At 46.0% G+C, this 18,926-nt stretch carries 15 protein-coding genes and 1 pseudogene; 6 read left to right on the top strand and 10 right to left on the bottom strand.

The window, feature by feature from the left end:
* Nucleotides 1-289: 289 nt before the first annotated feature.
* From ACJ2PR_RS21620 to ACJ2PR_RS21595, 6 genes are all read left to right on the top strand, one after another.
* Nucleotides 290-1,138: a response regulator gene (locus ACJ2PR_RS21620; RefSeq protein ID WP_446878500.1), complete on the top strand. Its 849-nt coding sequence runs from the start codon at nt 290-292 to the stop codon at nt 1,136-1,138.
* A gap of 270 nt (nt 1,139-1,408) precedes the next feature.
* A complete protein-coding gene (locus tag ACJ2PR_RS21615; RefSeq protein WP_446878499.1) occupies nt 1,409-2,041 on the top strand; it encodes a hypothetical protein in 633 nt (210 codons plus the stop codon).
* 343 nt (nt 2,042-2,384) lie between these two features.
* A complete protein-coding gene (locus ACJ2PR_RS21610) occupies nt 2,385-4,565 on the top strand; it encodes a BON domain-containing protein (protein WP_446878498.1) in 2,181 nt (726 codons plus the stop codon).
* A complete protein-coding gene (locus ACJ2PR_RS21605) occupies nt 4,565-5,131 on the top strand; it encodes a Rab family GTPase (RefSeq protein ID WP_446878497.1) in 567 nt (188 codons plus the stop codon). Before ACJ2PR_RS21610 ends, ACJ2PR_RS21605 begins: the two co-directional genes overlap by 1 nt.
* 151 nt (nt 5,132-5,282) lie before the next feature.
* On the top strand, nt 5,283-7,655 hold the full coding sequence (locus tag ACJ2PR_RS21600) for an ATP-binding protein (RefSeq protein ID WP_446878496.1): 2,373 nt from the start codon (nt 5,283-5,285) through the stop codon (nt 7,653-7,655).
* A gap of 196 nt (nt 7,656-7,851) precedes the next feature.
* Nucleotides 7,852-9,015 (top strand): SpoIIE family protein phosphatase, encoded by a 1,164-nt coding sequence (locus ACJ2PR_RS21595; protein WP_446878495.1) that lies wholly within the window; start codon nt 7,852-7,854, stop codon nt 9,013-9,015.
* A gap of 138 nt (nt 9,016-9,153) precedes the next feature.
* Here ACJ2PR_RS21595 and ACJ2PR_RS21590 read toward each other — a convergent pair whose 3' ends face one another.
* The 10 genes and pseudogenes from ACJ2PR_RS21590 to ACJ2PR_RS21545 form a co-directional block, all read right to left on the bottom strand.
* Nucleotides 9,154-9,624: an ATP-binding protein gene (locus ACJ2PR_RS21590; protein ID WP_446878494.1), complete on the bottom strand. Its 471-nt coding sequence runs from the start codon at nt 9,622-9,624 to the stop codon at nt 9,154-9,156.
* 100 nt (nt 9,625-9,724) lie between these two features.
* On the bottom strand, nt 9,725-10,711 hold the full coding sequence (locus ACJ2PR_RS21585; protein ID WP_446878493.1) for a sugar transferase: 987 nt from the start codon (nt 10,709-10,711) through the stop codon (nt 9,725-9,727).
* 92 nt (nt 10,712-10,803) lie between these two features.
* Entirely contained in the window at nt 10,804-11,313 is a 510-nt protein-coding gene (locus ACJ2PR_RS21580) for a glycosyltransferase (protein WP_446859751.1), read from the bottom strand.
* Between the two features lie 25 nt (nt 11,314-11,338).
* Nucleotides 11,339-11,821, bottom strand: coding sequence for a hypothetical protein (locus ACJ2PR_RS21575; RefSeq protein WP_446859750.1), 483 nt, complete (start codon nt 11,819-11,821; stop codon nt 11,339-11,341).
* Complete coding sequence (locus tag ACJ2PR_RS21570) at nt 11,821-12,855, bottom strand: glycosyltransferase family 2 protein (protein ID WP_446878492.1); 1,035 nt, start codon at nt 12,853-12,855, stop codon at nt 11,821-11,823. The genes ACJ2PR_RS21575 and ACJ2PR_RS21570 overlap by 1 nt, the downstream gene beginning before the upstream one ends.
* A 29-nt stretch (nt 12,856-12,884) precedes the next feature.
* On the bottom strand, nt 12,885-14,750 hold the full coding sequence (locus ACJ2PR_RS21565; RefSeq protein ID WP_446878491.1) for a hypothetical protein: 1,866 nt from the start codon (nt 14,748-14,750) through the stop codon (nt 12,885-12,887).
* Nucleotides 14,751-14,960: 210 nt separating this feature from the next.
* Nucleotides 14,961-16,241: a lipopolysaccharide biosynthesis protein gene (locus ACJ2PR_RS21560; protein ID WP_446869250.1), complete on the bottom strand. Its 1,281-nt coding sequence runs from the start codon at nt 16,239-16,241 to the stop codon at nt 14,961-14,963.
* 84 nt (nt 16,242-16,325) lie between these two features.
* Entirely contained in the window at nt 16,326-17,318 is a 993-nt protein-coding gene (locus ACJ2PR_RS21555) for a glycosyltransferase family 4 protein (protein WP_446869251.1), read from the bottom strand.
* Nucleotides 17,287-18,591 (bottom strand): O-antigen ligase family protein, encoded by a 1,305-nt coding sequence (locus ACJ2PR_RS21550; protein ID WP_446869252.1) that lies wholly within the window; start codon nt 18,589-18,591, stop codon nt 17,287-17,289. Before ACJ2PR_RS21550 ends, ACJ2PR_RS21555 begins: the two co-directional genes overlap by 32 nt.
* Nucleotides 18,588-18,926, bottom strand: a pseudogene (locus ACJ2PR_RS21545) (hypothetical protein); the annotation flags it as partial. The pseudogene ACJ2PR_RS21545 and the gene ACJ2PR_RS21550, both read right to left, overlap by 4 nt.

Here is an 18,926-nt window from a genome sequence, read left to right as displayed (position 1 = left end):
ATCCGGTTATCGAGAGAGTTTAATTGGCTCTAAGATTCCCTCGATCAAGGCGAATTAACAGACCATCTGGAATCCAAACTAAAGTAGGACAGTAGACCGGAGACGCTAGACCGGAGACAGTAGATACTGCTTTATCCATCCAACGTCCAATGTCTTCCAGTGTCTCTGCTTTTTTCACAAGTTTGTCACAAGGGATTTCTAGGATTGAACTGTTGAGTGCGAATGATTTTGTGGGTCGATCGCGCTCGACAGATATCAATTTTCAAAAGTTCAGTGTGCTTGCTGCCTTATGAATCATTCAATAGACGTTGACCTCGCCACCCTAGAGAAGTCTAAACCTTTACCATTAAGAGTTCTTTTAGTAGAAGACAATCCATTTAACCAGAAAATTGCATTGCGATTTCTATTACAGATGGGCTACCAAGCAGATATTGCAGAACAGGGTTTAGAAGCGCTAGAGGCTCTCCGGCGGCATGTTTATGATGTGGTTTTGATGGATGTGCAAATACCAGAAGTGAACGGATTAGAAACCACTCAACTGATTCGCCAAGAGTGGACATCTCATCGCCCCTGGATTATTGCTTTGACTGGAGATACTACACTTGGCGATCGTCACCTTTGTTTCAAAGCAGGCATGAATGATTATCTTTGTAAGTCACTTCGACCAGTTGAATTGGTTGCAGCTTTTAGCAAATATCTATTTAGTCAACAGGTAACTCCACAGCCCCCTCAACCAGCCCTTTCTACAACTAATCTCAGCGCTCCACATTCAGATTTGCCCACCCTCGACCTGACGATTTTTCAATTTCTCAAACAGATGAGCGGAGACAAGGCTGCGATCGTGCTTTCAGATTTTGCTCATCATTATTTGTCTGAGTTTTGTGAACGGTTACAGGTGATTCGTCTGGCGATCGAACTTGACGATACTCAAGAGGTTCGTAAGGTTGCAGGCATCCTCAAACTTAGCAGTACTGCTCTGGGTGCAACTCGCTTTTCTCGCCTTTGTCGAGAGCTAGAAATCGTAGCGCAAACCGAGTCTGTAGAAAAGTCTATCGAAAAAGTTTTGCAACTGGAAGCAGAACACCAACAGATTAAAGCCGAGCTTGAAAAACTTCTTGAAGGACTACGGCAAGCTTGAATGTCACACACTCAATTGAAATTGCACGTTCTTTAAAATCACTTGACAGAGAGCGCTCGATCGCTCTGCCAAACCTCAGTAGAATCACGGTAAAAGAAAGTACGGGCAACGTGCTACTTCTTCATAAAGAAAGGGAACAGTAGAGGCTGTATGACTTAATTTCTCAGTAGATTCTGGCATACAGGCGTACTGATCAGTGATCCGGTTTGCTGATTTGAGCGCAACATCCCCGGTCAAAACAATCAGTTCTCACAACGTGAAGGTAAGACGATGAGTGATATCACAAAGGACGAAGTGCGGGAAAAGCTCGGCAACATTGACCAGATTCGAGACATCATTTTTGGGACACAGCTACGCGAATACGACAACCGACTCGGTAAAGTTGAATCCGACATTTCAATGCTGCAACAAGAGATGCGCGATCGCATTGAGCAAATCAAGTCCGGCTTTTCATTAGAACTCAAGGCTAGTGTGGAGTCTCTAGAGAAAAAACTGAAATCATACAATTCATCGACTCAAGAAGAATGTATTGATCTGCGTCAACAAGTCGATCGGCTCAACAAAAAATTCTCTAATAGTGTGCAAATCTTGGACGAAGCGATCGATGCTCACACTTCCTCAATTCGCAGTGAGTTAGTCGAATCTAAAGCCAAACTTCAAGACGATGTGGGTGCCCTGAGAGATCTGGTGCTAGAAGAACTCGATCGCCGCTTTTCACAACTGCGAGAAACCAAAGTTTCTAAAGACGACATTGCAGAAACGCTGTTTGAATTAGGAATGCGCTTAAAGGGCACCGAGTTTATTCCCAAACTGCGAGAAGTTGCTAACGGCAATGGCAATAGAGAAGAACATGTTCCTCTTTTAGCCACGCGCAAACTTGCAGAAGAGTTAACTCATCATTAAAGCCTTCAAATAGATAGCCTACCGTGTACACACAAGTCGTTGTCGCTTTGTTTCAGTCGGCTTCAGCTCCCTAAATCCCCCAATCTGGGGGACTTTGACCAAGGAAAGATTTCCAAAGTTCAAAGCCATGACGACGGCTCAAAGTCCCCCATTTTTGGGGGATTTAGGGGGCGAAGGATCTCAGCAATGACCGATCGATCAACGTGTGTGTACACGGCAGAAATAGATAGCTGGGGTGCAACAACCGTGCCCCAGTTTGTCTAATCATCGTCGCCCTACTTGCGCGTGTTGCAATTCTCTGCCTCAAGCGTAATGAGGAGTTTGGTCAAGGAGAAAGACAAACATGACTCAGGCAAAAGATTCTACCCCTGAATCGGCCCTAACTCAGGACGAAGCGCTGCAAGTCGATCGCCTGCTCAGTCTACTGGTTGACCTCAAGATCATTGATTCGCCTCAAACATATCCCATAGCTGCTCATAGCGACATTACAGAAGCAGAAGTTATCGAAGAAGTTGAAGTTATTGAAGAAGTTATTGAAGAAGTTATTGAAGAAGTTATCGAAGCAAAAGCTAAAGAAGAAAGTACAGACACTTTTATCAACTCCAATCTTGAATCACCCAATCTTGAATCATCCATTGAAACGTCTCCCCATTTACAAGATGAACAACTGTCGTTTGATTTCGATCGCCTCAATGACTCTGTGACGCTTAAGCAACAGAAAGTTGTGTTGAGCGAATCAGCCCGATCACATCAAAACGAACCCTCAGAACTCCTGAATCTACTCATTCCCTGGGTCGCGGAACTTTTGAACCGTACCGTTGTCCAATCTCAGGCAGAAGTCATTCAGGCATTGTCGCCAATCATCGATCGTGTGATCGAAGAGCGGGTTGCAGAAAATCAAACCAGCGTGGGGACGGCGTTAGCTCCGGCGATTCCTTCAGCAATTACTCAACAGATCGCAAATGCTCCCGAAGAGATGTCCACAGCGATCGCGCCTACGATTGGTAAAGCACTCAAAAAGCAAATCGAAATTGAACAAGATTCTGTTGTCGATGCGCTGTATCCAATCATTGGCGGCACCATTTCTAAATACCTTGCGGAAACAGTTCGAGCTATTAATCAACAGGTCGAAGACACCTTAAGCGTAGATGGGATCAAGCGAAAAATTCGCGCCAAAGTGCAGGGAGTTTCTGAAGCAGAGCTAATTTTGCGAGAGGCAATGCCTTTCACGGTGCAGGCAGTGTTTCTGATTCAAAAAATGTCTGGACTCGTGATTGCTGATATTCAACGCACCGACAGCGAGCGCCTAGAGTCTGACATGATCGCCGGGATGCTGACTGCAATTCGTAGCTTTGCTAATGACTGTATTGTGCAATCGAGCGGCGTTTCAGAACTCAACGAAATTGACTATGGTGCCTCCAAAATTCTCCTTGAAGTAGCGGGACACTGTTATCTAGCGATCGTCGTGCGCGGTGAGCCTCCCAACTCATTCATGCCCACTGTCAGAAGAACGCTCAGTCATTTAATTCAAGATCAGGGAGGGGCGATCGAGCAGTTTGATGGCAATCCTGATGCAGTTCCCGCAGTCGTGAATACAACATTAGAAGCGCTGAGAGATACCCATGCAGAAAAGTCAGTAGCAGTCAAAAAAGGGCCGTCTCCTCTGTTAATGGTTGGATTAACTGTTGTGAGTCTAATTGTGATTCCTTTTGAGTTTTTTCAGTATCGCGATGGCGTTCATCGTCAGATTGCACAGACAGCCACCACAGCATTGTTATCAACTCCAGAATTAGCGGTCTATCGTCTCAATACTGAAGTCAATTCTGGCAAACTCAAACTGCTCGGACAGGTGCCCAACCTAGCATTACGCCAAAAAGCCGAACAGGTTGTCAGCCAAGTTACACCTAAAGAGTGGTCGATCGAGAATCAAATTTTGGCCGTCGAAGTGCCCCCTGATCCCATGCTCACATCAGCAGAGGTCAAGCGAGTGGCGGCAAGCTTCAATCAAATCGCTGGCATTGCCATTTCGACCCAGCATCTCGCAAATCAGGTCACGATCGAGGGAACCATTAGCCAGGGTGCAGATGCCGCCGTGATCACTCAAGCCTTTGCGAGAATTCCAGGAGTCAAGTCGGTTTCTAATACAGTGCAGGTGCAACCCGATCGTCTAGAAACTCGATTCTACTTTTCGTCTGGTTCGACCACGTTAAACCCAGATGATTTGAGGAAAAAAATCCCTCAAGTTCACGCATTTCTCAAGCAGCAAGCAAAGACTCGTTTGCACATCATTGGGCACAGTCAACCGAGTGGGAATGCGATCGCCGATCAGTCCCTGGCTCTAAAACGCGCTCAGTCCGTCCAGAAAGCGCTGATTGGTCTGGGCATTGATCCGCATCGTCTACAAATTGCGGGCACGATCGAGCCTCCACCGGGCGTTGACGCGACCCAGCCAGCCTGGTTAGGTCGGTGTGTAGTGTTGGAAGCGACCCCAATGACGAATCTCACAGCACAGAGAGAACAATAATGTTGACGCATCAAGCTACACTGATTCAGTCAAACGGTGAAAATCAACCAGTCATGACTACGATTTCTAAAAAGATCTGCCTTGTCGGTGATTTTGGGGTGGGTAAAACGAGTCTGATTCGTCGTTTTGTCGATCGTCAGTTTAGCGATCGGTATCTTTCAACGGTTGGGGTCAAAATTTCTCGTAAAACAATCGAGTTTCCTGCCCAAGACCTACAGCTTTTGATTTGGGACATTGAAGGAAATACTCGATTTAAGGCGATCGCACCTACCTATCTCCAAGGTGCAAAGGGAGCGATCATTGTGGCTGATGTGACGCGCGAAGAAACTCTAGAGCATTTGACTCAGCATATTCAACAGTTTCTCACAGTCAACCCGCAAGGCGCGATCGTCGTGGCTTTAAATAAGTCTGATTTAATTGAGGCTGACACGCTGACTAGACTTCTACAGCTACACCAATTTGCTGAACAACCCCACATTGTGGGCGCTTATTCGACTTCAGCAAAAACAGGTGGACAGGTCGATGAAATTTTTCAACAGTTGGCTCAGTCGATTTTTGAAATGTAGCAAGTCTCAGTTCAATAACTTCGGATTCGACAAAACACTTTAGATCACATACATCTCATATACATCATTGTTAATCTGATATTCATCTAAATCCACTTTTGAAGTTTTTGAAGCGATCGCTTTTTAACGCTGCTCTATTGATTTTTGATCTATGACGTTACCTCACTCTCAGCCCAATCTTTTGAGCAGATTTCTCACTCCTAGCCATATGGAATGTCTGGTTATTGATCGCGATCTGACGATCGTAGAGGCCTCTGCGGGCGCTCAGAGATTTGCAGACTGTCCTGACCAAGTGAGTCCTGGTGGCGATGTCCGTCATGGATTTCCTGAGCTAGTCGGACTAGAAGACATGTTGAGCGCGATTTTGCAAAAACAACACTCCACTTTTGAACTTAAAGGAATCTTGCGGGCACTTCAAACTGACGGATATCAACCTGCTTCGATCTACCTGGATTTACACATTCTCGAACGTCAGGTCGATCGTGACTTTGAAGACAAGCTGATCATCCTTCTCGAAGATGTTACAGAACGAATGATTTTAGAACAAGCACTCGTCCAAAGTGCAAACGAGTCTAATCTATTTCTAAAAACGCTAACCGCTTCCAAAAATTATATCGATCAAGTCATCAACTCAATGCCAGACGCATTACTTGTGACAACGCTATCAGGAACGATTAAAACCATTAATCCTGCTGCCCAAGCGCTATTTGACGATCGTGACTCTGCCTGTGTAGGCCAGCCCATTTCTACCCTTTTGCCAGACGAATATTTTACCCATCCTGGCACTCAACTTTCTGAGACTCCTCTTCCGATCAGTGACTTATTTACAGATGTAGAAGCAGTGTGCCAAACCAAAACTGGCAAAAAGATTCCGATCGCCGTTTCTTGTGCGATCACTCAAGGAGAAATTGAAGATTTTCAGGGCTTTGTTTATACCATTCGAGATATCACCGAGCGCAAACAGGCGGAACTTGCTAAGAGTGAGTTTTTGGCCATGATCAGTCACGAAATTCGCACTCCGATGAATGCCGTGATTGGCATGACCAGTTTACTTTTAGAGATGATACTCACCCCCCAACAGCGAAGTTATATTGAAATTATTCGCAGCAGCGGCGATGCATTACTAACCATTATCAATGACATTCTTGATTTTTCTAAAATTGGTTCTGGCAAACTAGAGCTAGAAGAATACCCCTTTAATGTCCGAACTTGTGTTCAAGAAGCAGTCGATTTACTGACTCTCAAAGCCGCAGAAAAAAATCTGAGCCTTCACTTTTTAGATTCACAATCATTGCCGTCGATCATCGTAGGAGACGTAACACGACTGAGACAAATCTTGGTGAATCTGTTAGGAAATGCAATTAAATTTACCAGAGCAGGCAGTATATCTATCTCAGCGATCGCCCGTGAAATCAGTGATTTGAATCTGGTTGAGATTGAGTTTGCAGTCAAAGATACCGGAATTGGTATTTCATTAGAGCAGCGCGATCGTTTGTTTCAAGCCTTTAGTCAGGTTGATTCTTCGATCACTCGACAATATGGAGGAACGGGGTTAGGGTTGGCCATTAGCAAACAATTAAGTGAGTTGATGGGTGGTCGCATTTGGGTCGAAAGTCAGCCCAATCAAGGCAGCACATTTTACTTTACGATCGTCGTCAAAAGAGTTTTAGAAGTTACCTCAAAAGCAACCGTTTCTACAGCCAGAAGTGTTGAAGAATCTCTACAAACTGACCTAAAATTTGCCCAACATCCTCTGAGAATTTTGTTGGCAGAAGACCATCTGGTCAACCAAAAAATGATGGTGCTAATTCTGCAAAATATGGGTTATCAAGCAGATGTTGTGAGCAATGGGCTAGAAGTTTTGGACGCGCTACGCCGACAGCCCTATGATGTCGTTTTGATGGATGTGCAGATGCCAGAAATGGATGGACTCGCCGCTACTGAGCAGATTTGTCAAGAATGGACGCTCCAGACTCGCCCACGCATTATCGCCATGACCGCCAACGCCATGCAGAGCGATCGTGAAGAGTGTCTCGCGGCTGGTATGGATGACTTTTTGAGCAAGCCAATTCGAGTTGAACCCTTGATCCAAGCGTTAAAGCAGTGTCGTAGACAGATCAATTGTGAGGAGGGAGGCGGAAGCCGAGAGGAGATAAGTCAACCTGCATCTTCGATTCTTGAGCGTGAGGCACTAGAATCCATTCAAAGAATGTTAGGAGACGATGCTCAAGAAGTGTTGTCAGAACTGATTGACTGTTATTTGACAGAGGCTCCCAAACTGCTGCAAGCGATGAGTGACGCGATCGCTCAAGCCGATTCGGTTGCGCTCAGGCGCGCTGCTCATACACTCAAGTCAAGTAGTGCTTCTCTGGGCGCGGTCTCGCTAGCTCAACTTTGTGAAAACGTGGAAGCGATCGGTAAATCAAATACTTTTATCGGAAGTGCAGACAAGGTGTTGCAACTACAGATCGAATATGAACAAGTTAAAGTTGCTTTGAATCACCTGCAAAGAAAGTCTTGCTAAATCTACATTTCAGCATTATCTCGGCTGACACTGTACCTTCGATAACCCTTAATAGAAAGTGACATCGGTCTGATCAAAGATTTAATTCACTAAAAGCAGGTCTGCTGGCTAGATTAACTTTGCAAGTTATGTCATCTACAGTTCTATTCACAATTTACTCTCTAATCTTCAGCGCATAACGCTGCTAATCCTCTCCATGTTTCGGATTTTAGTTATTGATGATGATCCTTTTACTCGACTCCTGTTGCAAAAGACGCTTCAGGGTCAGACCTATGATGTGATTTTGGCGGATAGTGGGCAGGATGGCATGACCAAAGCTCTCAAGTTTCGTCCAGCCTTGATTATTTGTGATTGGCAGATGCCAGGAATGGATGGACTGGAAGTTTGTCGCTGTGTCAAGACGACTCCTGAGTTGGCCCACACGTTCTTTATTTTGCTCACGACTCGCACCGCTGTTCAAGATCGGGTCACAGGGTTGGATGCAGGGGCCGATGATTTTCTCTGCAAACCGATCGAAGGGATTGAGCTACACGCCAGAGTTAGAGCGGGATTGCGCCTCTATCAAGTTTTTCATGCCCTACAAAAGTCGTCTCAAGAATTACAAATTCAAAAGCAGATTTTAGAAGCCCAGTTTGCCGAAGCTGCGGAATATGTGCGATCGCTCCTTCCAAAACCCATGACCGGAGAAGTGGCGATCGACGCTCGTTTTTTGCCGTCCAAACAGTTGGGGGGTGACTGCTTTGACTATTACTGGCTTGATCCTGATTTTTTGATGATCTATTTGATTGACGTGTCTGGACATGGGTTAGGGTCAGCGCTGCCTTCGGTATCGGTGCAAAACTTATTGCGATCACAGTCCTTACCGGGCGCAAATTTTTATCGGCCTGACATTGTACTGCAAGCGCTCAATGAAGCCTTTCAGATGGACAATCAAAACGATCAATACTTCACCATCTGGTATGGCATTTACAATCGCCCCAAGCGCCAGCTTTTTTATGCCAGTGCAGGTCATCCTCCTGCAATTTTGTTGTCTAATGTAGAAGGGGTAGCCCCTCAAGTCAAGCAGCTTAAAACGCGCGGCAACCCGATCGGTATGTTTCCAGATGCAAAATATATCAGCGATCGCTGTGTTGTTGATGAATCCAGTACGCTCTATATCTTCAGTGATGGCATCTATGAAGTCAATCAACCCGACGGCAGCATGTGGGGGTTAGATGGCTTTATTGATCTGTTGACAGACCCTGATACCGCCATCCATAACAATCTGGATCATCTTCTACAAAAAGCCAGAGTCATGAACAACAGCGAACATTTTCAGGATGATTGTTCTGTGCTGCAAGTCAAGTTTAATGGCAGTTAACTTTCGGCGGCTGAAGTCAATAAGCTGAAGTCAATAAATAGATCGCAAATTGACATTGTTGCATTCAGTGCTGCACTAAAAAATTATCTACGATCTACTGAACCCATGTGTAGAAGATGGTGTTTTATGGGGCAGGGTTTAAGAAAATGCTTTTTGTATTGATAAACAGTTGCGATGAGTTACAAGATCAGCCGGACATCGGTAGTTAATTGTCCAGTGGTGTTTCTCTCTCAACTTTCGCATCAATACGCCGCCCCAATGCGCCTCACGCTCTAATGGGTGAGAAAATTGTCGATCGACACTCTCCAACAGAGCTTCAAAATCAAACGGACATCCCTCATCCCAAATCGAAATGTCTAACTGATCTGAGAAAAGCTTGACGGTCAGGTCGATCGGCGTTGAGACAGGCAAAGATTTGTGAGCATGACGAATGACATTAGTTAGTCCTTCCATTATGGCAAGCTTTCCCTGCATCCACAGATCACACGGAAGGGGAGGTTGGTTAAATTGCTCAAACCACTGCATCACTTGATCGACTTCATTTAAGTCTGTCTTAACCTGAATATGAGCCTCTCGAATCAGTTGGTGATGTTCCTCAAAATTTGGCATGACCCGCACCTGAACCAATATCACAATTCGACTAACCGTGCCACAGCACCAAAATTTAATGAAGCGTTAACTCTCACCTTCATTATTCTAGATATCTCGACTAAAAAGCACCCTTGTTCTTTGTAAAAATCATTAGAATGGTCTGCAAAATTAGCTTCAAGTCATAGACTAAATTCCAGCGTTCTTGATAGCGTAGATCCAGTTGGATCACGTCTTCAAAGTTAGAAACTTGCGATCGCCCATTCACTTGCCATTCCCCCGTCATCCCAGGTTTTACATCTAGCCGCTGCCAATTGGGAACTTCGTAGCGATCAACTTCATCAGCCGTCGGGGGGCGCGTTCCAACCAGGCTCATATCGCCAAGTAGAACATTCCAAAATTGGGGCAGTTCGTCTAAGCTCGTCTTGCGTAAAAATCGCCCCACTCTGGTAATTCGGGGATCTTGAGCATTCTTGAAAAACGCACCTTCGACCTCATTTTTGACCTGTGATTTGAGCGCCTCAGCATTGGTGACCATCGATCGAAACTTCCAGAGTTGAAAGCGTCTGCCCATCCAACCACAGCGGGTTTGTCGAAAAAAGATTGGGCCAGGACTATCTAATTTAATGGCAATCACAATCGGCACAAACAACAGTCCCGTAATGCCCAAACCAACCAGCGCACCAAGGATATCAACGATTCGTTTTACTTTCGATCGCACAGATGGATGCGTAATCGGGGGACGATGCTGCGATCGACAAGTAGCAGTAGGCGCAAGGGCTTGAGTCGCGGGTTCGATTTTGAGAATATCATCCAGATCGGCCAGAGAAAACGCCATTCTCACTTCAGGGTGAACGCTCCACAAAATCACCTCAGCGGGAATCGACTGGGCTAATCGCAGACAGCTAATCAAACTGCCAATCCCACTACTGTCGATAAAGGTGGTGTGACCAAAATCAAGAATCATTCGAGTGGGGTTTTCTTGCATTAGTTGTTTGCATTTTGTTTTAAAGGCGATCGCTTCCGTCACCGTCAAACGAGAGGGCAACTGTACAAGATGAGTTCCATTTGTGATCGTGACCGGAAATTCAATAGGTTGACTAGCCATAGTATCAAGATAAAAGGGGGTGAATGATCAATACAAAACGATCAATACAAAGTGAATGATCAAGCCTTCAGGTTCAGGACTCCCACAGCGGATCAAGTGCTACAGGTTTGAATGTCCATCGGGTGAGGTTGATTAAAGCGGGTATGGAGTCGATCGCATAAAGCGACAGCAGCCGTAGTCGATAAAGCAGACAAGGAGGCACTTTGAGGAGACTCTAGAAATCGAGTTAAATCTCCAGGTGACCAGGCAACCGTTGCACCCGCTTGTGACAGGGCAGTAGCTAACTCAACTTGATGATCGTCAACATGCTCTTTAAACCGATGGCTACGCGGAACTAGAATATAAGGCTTGCCAATTTCTTCGAGCAGTAAAATCGAGCCTTCTCCACAGTGACTAATCACCAGTCTCGCTCGGTTAATCAGTTCTGCAAAACGATCGCTTCTCAGAGATTGATAGACCAAAACGCCTTGAGGAAGATTGGTACAAGATCCATATTGCACAATCACTTCTTCTTGAATAAATCCATGAATTAGTAATGTCTCAACCCAATTCATCAAACGGTTAAAGGGATATTGCTCCGTTCCAACAGTGACAAAAATCATCGCGATTACCTATTCTCCTGAATATTTAAAACTCGACAGGTGCCATTCCTTCAGGCGTGACTTTTTGAGGATTGATCAATTCTGCTTGAGGGTAGCGCAGTTGCAATTCTGCCCAATGAACATACAGCACACTGACAAAAGGGCGTGCAAGTTTGGCAGACAGACTCAAGTCAGTGACCCGCGTGATCGATTCGACAAAGACCGTTTGACTCCCCAACAGTTTAGCGATCGCTAGAAAAGGCACCGCAACCCCAGCCCCCGTCGAAATCACCACATCCGGTCGATCGCGCCTCAATACCGTCCACGCTAAAACTAGATTTTTTAACAGATTGGGAAAATTGCGATTAGTCGGACTCCAAGCCCAGTCTACTTTTTCGCCCTCTAGAGACGCTTCTGTAACGGGGGTGCGAAAGGTCACCCAACGGCGATCGCAAGTTTCCCAAAACGATCGCAGCTGATAAATTGCTTTGAAATGTCCGCCTGCCGAGCACACCAATAAAACTTTCATTAACCTGACACTCCTGATACCTGTTCTTGTAAGATTTGCCGCTTTTGACTGGCTCCTGAGATTTTGAGGGCGATCGTTTCACTCCAGCGATACAGCGGTTTGGGCAATAGCCAGAGTAGATAAGCCGCCACCAGCGTGATCAAAGTTTTGCGCGGTTCCTCTAACAAGATTTGCCAGCGAGTTTGCAGCGATCGATGAAACAGTTTGACAGCCATCGCTCCATTTTGCATTCGGACACAGCGACGGGCGAGATAGCGCAGTTGGTAGGCTCTAGCCGTGTTTTCCCATTGAGCGACCACTTGAGGGGCATAGGTGCGCGTTTTGGCGATGACCTTTTCCCAGGAGTCAAGCTGCTTTATCACATTGGCCGAGAGGCTTTCAGAATTAACTCGATAGAGGGTCAGCGCGTCGGGAATGCCTTCGATCTGCCACTGTGTTTGTAGGATAATCCGAATCCAGCATTCAATGTCTTCTGACTGACGAAACTGATCATCAAAATAAAAGTCTTCTACATGACCATAGAGATTAGCCGCATATTTAATCTCTTCAAACACCTGACGACGAATCAGAGGAGCCGATCCATTCCCGATCGGGTTGCGACACATTAAATAAGGAGCCGTGATGCCCCGCAGTTTAGGCATTTGATAAGTCCCCAACGGCTTGCCCGACTCGTCAATAAACGCAGAGCGACTAAAGGTAACGCCTACATGCGGCGATCGTGCCAAATGACCCACCAGCTTTTCTAGTTTTTCAGGCAACCAGAGATCGTCACTGTCAAGTAGAGCAATATAGTCGCCTTGAGCATTGCGAATTCCAGTATTTCTCGCGCCTGCCAATCCACGATTTTTTTGGTGAATGATCCGAATGCGAGGGTCTTGGAACTGGCGACAAATCTCAACACTGCGATCGGGCGACTCATCATCAACAATCAAAAACTCAAAATTCGTGTACGTCTGCGCTAACACTGAGCGAACCGTTTCAGCAACATAGTTTTCAACGTTATAGACAGGCATAATGACAGAGACTTTGTTCATAAGAGATTCGGGTAGTGATTAATCTGAAATTACTGGGTAGAACGCTGAATAGACCAGTGATTTAGCAGTGTGAGAATGCGAAACAATCCATAAGGAGAATGAGTGTGACACATTCCTTTTGCGGTCAGGGTTGCAGGTTTTGCCCAGTCACTGAGAGGAATGCTCCAGGGATCGCTCCCCCACAAGGCGGTAATCTGTTGGCGATCGTCCTCAGAAACGCTTTCCCATAACTCTCTCAGCGTCGGACTGTGAACGGCATACCAACCCAAGTTGCTCCAGGAGCCGTCAGTGGCAGGACTGTTTTGCACTTTTGGAGATTTGACCCATCGCCGCTGTATCCAGTCACTTGCAAAGATCAGCAGTTTCTCAGTATGAGAGGCACCCGGCCGCCAGCCCCGATTGGCATCGACGATCGACGTTCCACAAATGCGAGCGACGACTTGGCTCCAGAGAGTGGCGTTAATTTTCCATTGAGGACGAGTTTGGCTGTAGCAGTCGGCGATCGCGCGATCGGCAAGAAAAATATCATAGGGTACGATGCGAAACATCATGTTGTCAGATAGTCCTGGTTGATAGCACCCTGGTCGGACTCGTCGATCTTCTACTTGCAGACGCTGTTCATCGGTGCGAAGTTTTTGAGGTAGATCACCAAACCAGTTTTGTAAACGCTGGTCGATCGCTTCTGCAAATTCAGGCGGGGCAGGTCGAGGCGGATCTTCCATTAGGAAACCTCTAACAGCAGTTTCATCAAACTGAAAAAACGGAAGATTGCGCCCTAAAAATTGCACATAGCGCTGCTCAAGACAGGCTCCCTTAAACAAATCGTCTACTGGAAATGCAGCCAATACCGTTTTGGCTCCCAGCTTTTGTATCGTCTCTAAAGTGCCTAAAAAATGATTGTCTTCGACCGACCACATCGCACCCGAAATCTCGACTCCCTGACGCATCCAGCGGGGATAGTAATCTTTATCCCTGGCATAGCCTACATACTCGACACCCGCAGCCTCACAGAGTTGTTGAGCGATCGCAGACTCCCGATTTGGAACGTCATAGAGATTAACTCCATACATACTAGAGGAATCATTTGCAGCAAAAGGAATCACGCGAGAATCCATACCGCCACTCACATAAGTCACAACGGGAGAAAGATGAGGTAGCGTGCGGATTTTGATTGCAGTTTGAACGGCTTCAGTCAAGTTATCTACTGCATGATCGAAGCTAGAAGCGAATCCAGTTTGAAAGGGTTGCCAGTAGATCCGATGACAGGAAGTAGAATCCTTGAGTTGCCAGCACCAATGGCTCGCAGCACCTGCATATTTGATTTCGTTGTAATAGGTGTGAGGAGGCGTAATTTTCCATTCCCGCAAAAACTCTGCCATCGACACACGATCAGATGTTGTATGAGTTTGAGAATCATTAGTGATCGCATCGGGGAACGTCGAAACTATACAGTTCTTAGCTGACTCAGCACGATATAGAAATGCTGGATAGAAACCAAAATGATCAGTTAGTAAATGAACAGTTTGCTCCCGTGGATCGTAAATGAGGACAAGTGCAGAGCCATTAAATCGTTCGATTGCAGCAACACCACCAGATAAGTAGCGATCGAGCAGCAGACGATTACTCAAACCTCCCGTAAATTGACTTAGCCCTTCAGCCCGTAACCAGTCTGACTCTTCCCAAGCGACCCGCCCCGACGTAATGACACGCACCCCCGTTTCAGCATGATAAGCAGGCGCAAACAAGTCAGAGGGATCATGGCTCACCCAAGCGATCGCTAAATTTTCCTCAACGATCGTCTCCACCGATTCCCCTGGAAAACAGATTAGACGATCAACAGATTGTTGAATGCGATCGCGATCAGAATGACCCAACATTGCATATAAGCCTGCCATTTCTCTAACCTTACTTCCGTTTACCTGACACTCTTAATCAACCGACACCTGATGCGGCATTTTTTACGCGACTGATTGACTCAACTGATACACTTTACGCTCGAAAAAGTTAACCTAGCTGACTGGTAAAAGTTGACTGGTAAAAGTTGACTTTCCAAATCCTGCAAACCCGCCCACAGCAAATTTTCTCAGGTTCTCTGCTAGATTTACTTACACGACTTTAATGCTTTCAAATCGCCTAAAGACATAGCGAGTTGTCCACAAGGTAAATAAAGTCTGAAACACAACGTGGGTCACTAAAACAGAAATTGCAACACCCAAAACATGCCAGTGAACTCCAATCAGCAAACCTGCTGCAAAAATACCTGTAAACATACAGCTTGCTAATAAATCTAAACCTGGCTCACCTACTGCCAGCAACACCTGAGAAGCCGCATCTGCAAACGGGCGCGTGATAGCTGATAAACAGATTAAAATTAAAATTGGAATCGCTGCAATCCACTTTTGACCGAATACAAGCGGAACATAAATAGGAGCCAAACTAGATTGCAATAGGACGACGGGAATGATAATTAATGCGATCGTCCTAAAGCTGCTCAGATAACGCTGGCGAAACTGCAACCAATTCGATCGCACTGCACACAAATGAGGAAACAGCGCTGAGTTGATGGCATTGATAAAACTCAAGCTAATTCCCAACCCCGCATTAAAGGCAAAGTAGTAAACGCCCAACTCTTCGATACTAATAAACCAGCCTACAATCAAATAATCTAAATTGTTGCGGAGGGTTTTGAGAAGCTCGATGCCTAAGACGCTGCGCCCAAAGCGAGCAATCTCCCCCCAATACTGAGTCGAAAAGCCTTGAGTCGGCCGCCAGGGGTGACTTCTGTAGTAAATGATCACCCAAATGGGAGCCACTAAAAGTTTGGGCAACACGATCGCCCACATGCCCCATCCTAAAGCCGCAAAGCAGGCAGTTAATAAATTATCTAATGAAACCTGCAATACATTGGTAACGGCTGTGACCTTCAGTTTATTCTCACGCTGGATCAGGATCGACTGTATATAGGCAATCGGAACGATTAAATAAACAAGTGCGATCGTGCAAATGGGAAGAATCAAGCGATCGTCACGGTAAGACCATGCAATTAGAAACGCTGCGATACATTGAGTGATGAATAGACTGAGATAGATAATCCAATTGAGCCAGTAGGCCGCGATCGATAGCTCCTCCAACCGTTCTTCTTCGACTTGAATGAGTTTTGAACCAATCCCAAACTTAGTAAATACTTGAACAAATTCATTAGTCGTCAACACAACAGCCGCTAGACCATAATCATAGGCTGTTAAGAAATGAGCCAGCGTGACAGTCGTGCCCAGACGAAACACTCGAATGATTACTTCTGAACCACTCAGCCAACTCAAATTACGAATAAATTGGCTCGAAAATTTCTGCTTAAAAAAACTAGTTACGACTTTAAGAGCGTTCACGGGAGCATCCCCACAAGTTAAAAATCTGTCTGAGGTATTGCACCAATTTGAATTTAGAATTCCCAACTTATGGGAATGATCACCTCAAGAATTCAAGGTTTTTTTGAGCAACCCTTCCCAAGAACTGACATACATTTCCCAGGCATCTCTCACGGATTCGCGCCCATTATTTCCCCAAGTTTCTAATGTCTCGGCTGGGAGAGCCGCGATCGTTTGTATTGCATCTGCTAGCGATCGTGGATCATCTGGTGAAACCAAAATTCCACAATTCTGAATCTGCTCACTGAGTCCATCCACATCAGAGACAATCACAGGTTTACCTGCCGCTTTGGACTCGACGCAGACATTGCCCCAAGGCTCCCAGCGAGAAGGAATCACCACAACATCACAGGCAGATAAAAAGGCAGGAACATCTTGAACAGTGCCCCAAAATTTAACGTTGGGTTGCCCTTGAGCGAGTTGTCTGAGCAGGGTTTCATCTTCACCATAGCCCCCTAGATTGAGTTGCAGATTGAGGTCGGATACGAGACGAAATGCCTGCAACAAAACATCAAATCCCTTCTGCTTAGAAAAGCGACCATAGGCACCCAAAACGAATGGCTGGTTAAGAATTTTTGAGGGCACTGTAAAGTTCTTCTGACAAACACAGCACTGATTAATTAACGTGAGTTTTTTAGGGGAAACCAGGTGGTTTTGCTGCATCCATTTTTGCTGCCCTTCAGAGATAGAAACTACTTGATCGACCACTCCGTAACAAAGCCTGAGCATGAATCGAAATCGAGCTAAATTTTCAACATTGTGCGCTTCAAATCCAGCCGAGTAGTGGTGTTCGTGAATGACTAAGTGTTTGGTGTAGAGCTTGATTAGAGATAGATTGAGCGATCGCTTCCAGGAACACGGATTGCGAAAGATCACAATGTCAGGATGATTGGTTTGCAGAATAGGTAACACTTCATGCGATCGCACTACTCTAAACTCAAACTCATCGCCTAATCGAGACTGTGACAAACAGCGCATCGTTTGGGTGACACCGCCGATACTATGGTCATCCAGTACTTGTAAGATTTTTGGTTTCATGATCAATTTCAATAGGGGCAAAAATTTTAACGGGTTCCTTAAAGGCAATCCCCATGATGATGAGAGCGGGGTAAAAAAGGTAAGCCAAAATTTCTAGGTTCTCGCCAAAGGTGTAGAGAAATAGAATAAACACCATACTCAACCCCAGTCTGGCTACTCTACTAGATTGAGACTTCACCGCCAAATCAACAAAGCTATAAGCCAGTGGAATCGCCAGCGCAGCAAACCCAACCAGCCCTTTGACATAAAGCAACCCAAACCAGGAATGATGCGACCCGATCGGCATAAATTCAACTAAATGCGGCCCCGGTTCAACAATGCCATGTCCCCAAATCGGGGCTTCTGTTTGCCATCGTTCGACCGCAATTCTCCCCAAAGCTTCTCGAACTCGCGAAGAGGCGGCTCTAGCGGATTTGAACTTTTCTTTGAAGTCCTGTAAGGCTCCTAAAATAGTTGGTGAAACGATTCCGCCAATCCAAGTGAGAACGCCTAAACCAATTAGGGGAACCGGACGAGACAAACTTGATAATGTGCGCGTGATTACCAGTACAACGGGAAACGCCAACAACGCTAAACGAGACACCGAAATTACACACATAAAAATTGATCCAGCGATGCCTAAAAACCGCCATTTGGGATCTTTTTCCTCAAGCGCTAAGAAGAAGTAGACATTACCCATAAAGCCGAGTGCAGGGGCCCAGGGGGTAAACAGTCGCCACCGGGGTTGACCATTACTGGGATCAATTTCATAGAGGCTGGGCGCAAAAAATTCGGGGCCGGGGCCACCAATCAACCGGAGTGGTGACACATAAGGAGACGGTGGTAAATGCGCCAGATACGCTAAAAAGAATAGCGGGAACAACACAAGCGTTTGCAATCCAATAATGCAGGCGATTCGATAAAGTAACTGCGGTCGGATCTTCATCGCGCCCACTAAAGGAAACACAGCTAACAATGCCCAGCCCTTTGCCCACCCGATCGACGACTTGATGATCATGCTGGTTTCTAGATTGAAATCTAAATGACCCATAACCAGGGCCACTTCCATCATCAGCATTCCAGCAATCCACACCCAGGTCGCCCACGGGATGCGAATCTGATCTTCTGGCGGCGTGTCATCGGTCTGGTTCCACAACTGACGAATTAGATCGCCAAATAAAATCCAGCCGACCACCGATCCGACGACATACAATCCTCCAATAATAAAGAACCCATACGTCCACAGCAGGCAGTACCACAGAACTTTCTCAGAAAAATTTTCTGGTTTGATCATGCCTTTTCACTGCCCAACGTGGGATCGATCGGCAACGCAGGTAGAGAAGAAACCGAGGACTTTGGACTACGCGCGATCGCCATCAGCCGCTTACGCCACCAGAGCAGAGCAAACCCCCCACTAGAAAAAATAGACCCGATTACCGCCCCGGCAATCACGAGAGACTTTTTGGGAGCACTCGCTTTGTCGGGCAAACTCGGTTCTTGCACCATTTGAATCAGTGGATAAGCTGTAAAAATATCGGACTTACCCAGATCCAATTTCGCCACTGTAGACGCAAAAACCGCTTCTGCCGTCTGCATTTCTCGCTTCATATTTTCCAGGGTTGTTTGTCC

This window comes from Phormidesmis sp. 146-33 (assembly GCF_052939515.1).
Note: the sequence above shows the minus strand (reverse complement) of the source record. Positions and strands in the feature narration are given on the sequence as shown.

Bases quoted from the DNA above. Each gene is read 5' to 3' on its own strand.
- ACJ2PR_RS21620 (WP_446878500.1), top strand. From the start codon at position 290: ATGAATCATTCAATAGACGTTGACCTCGCCACCCTAGAGAAGTCTAAA.
- ACJ2PR_RS21615 (WP_446878499.1), top strand. From the start codon at position 1,409: ATGAGTGATATCACAAAGGACGAAGTGCGGGAAAAGCTCGGCAACATT.
- ACJ2PR_RS21610 (WP_446878498.1), top strand. From the start codon at position 2,385: ATGACTCAGGCAAAAGATTCTACCCCTGAATCGGCCCTAACTCAGGAC.
- ACJ2PR_RS21605 (WP_446878497.1), top strand. From the start codon at position 4,565: ATGTTGACGCATCAAGCTACACTGATTCAGTCAAACGGTGAAAATCAA.
- ACJ2PR_RS21600 (WP_446878496.1), top strand. From the start codon at position 5,283: ATGACGTTACCTCACTCTCAGCCCAATCTTTTGAGCAGATTTCTCACT.
- ACJ2PR_RS21595 (WP_446878495.1), top strand. From the start codon at position 7,852: ATGTTTCGGATTTTAGTTATTGATGATGATCCTTTTACTCGACTCCTG.
- ACJ2PR_RS21590 (WP_446878494.1), bottom strand. From the start codon at position 9,624: ATGCCAAATTTTGAGGAACATCACCAACTGATTCGAGAGGCTCATATT.
- ACJ2PR_RS21585 (WP_446878493.1), bottom strand. From the start codon at position 10,711: ATGGCTAGTCAACCTATTGAATTTCCGGTCACGATCACAAATGGAACT.
- ACJ2PR_RS21580 (WP_446859751.1), bottom strand. From the start codon at position 11,313: ATGATTTTTGTCACTGTTGGAACGGAGCAATATCCCTTTAACCGTTTG.
- ACJ2PR_RS21575 (WP_446859750.1), bottom strand. From the start codon at position 11,821: ATGAAAGTTTTATTGGTGTGCTCGGCAGGCGGACATTTCAAAGCAATT.
- ACJ2PR_RS21570 (WP_446878492.1), bottom strand. From the start codon at position 12,855: ATGAACAAAGTCTCTGTCATTATGCCTGTCTATAACGTTGAAAACTAT.
- ACJ2PR_RS21565 (WP_446878491.1), bottom strand. From the start codon at position 14,750: ATGGCAGGCTTATATGCAATGTTGGGTCATTCTGATCGCGATCGCATT.
- ACJ2PR_RS21555 (WP_446869251.1), bottom strand. From the start codon at position 17,318: ATGAAACCAAAAATCTTACAAGTACTGGATGACCATAGTATCGGCGGT.
- ACJ2PR_RS21550 (WP_446869252.1), bottom strand. From the start codon at position 18,591: ATGATCAAACCAGAAAATTTTTCTGAGAAAGTTCTGTGGTACTGCCTG.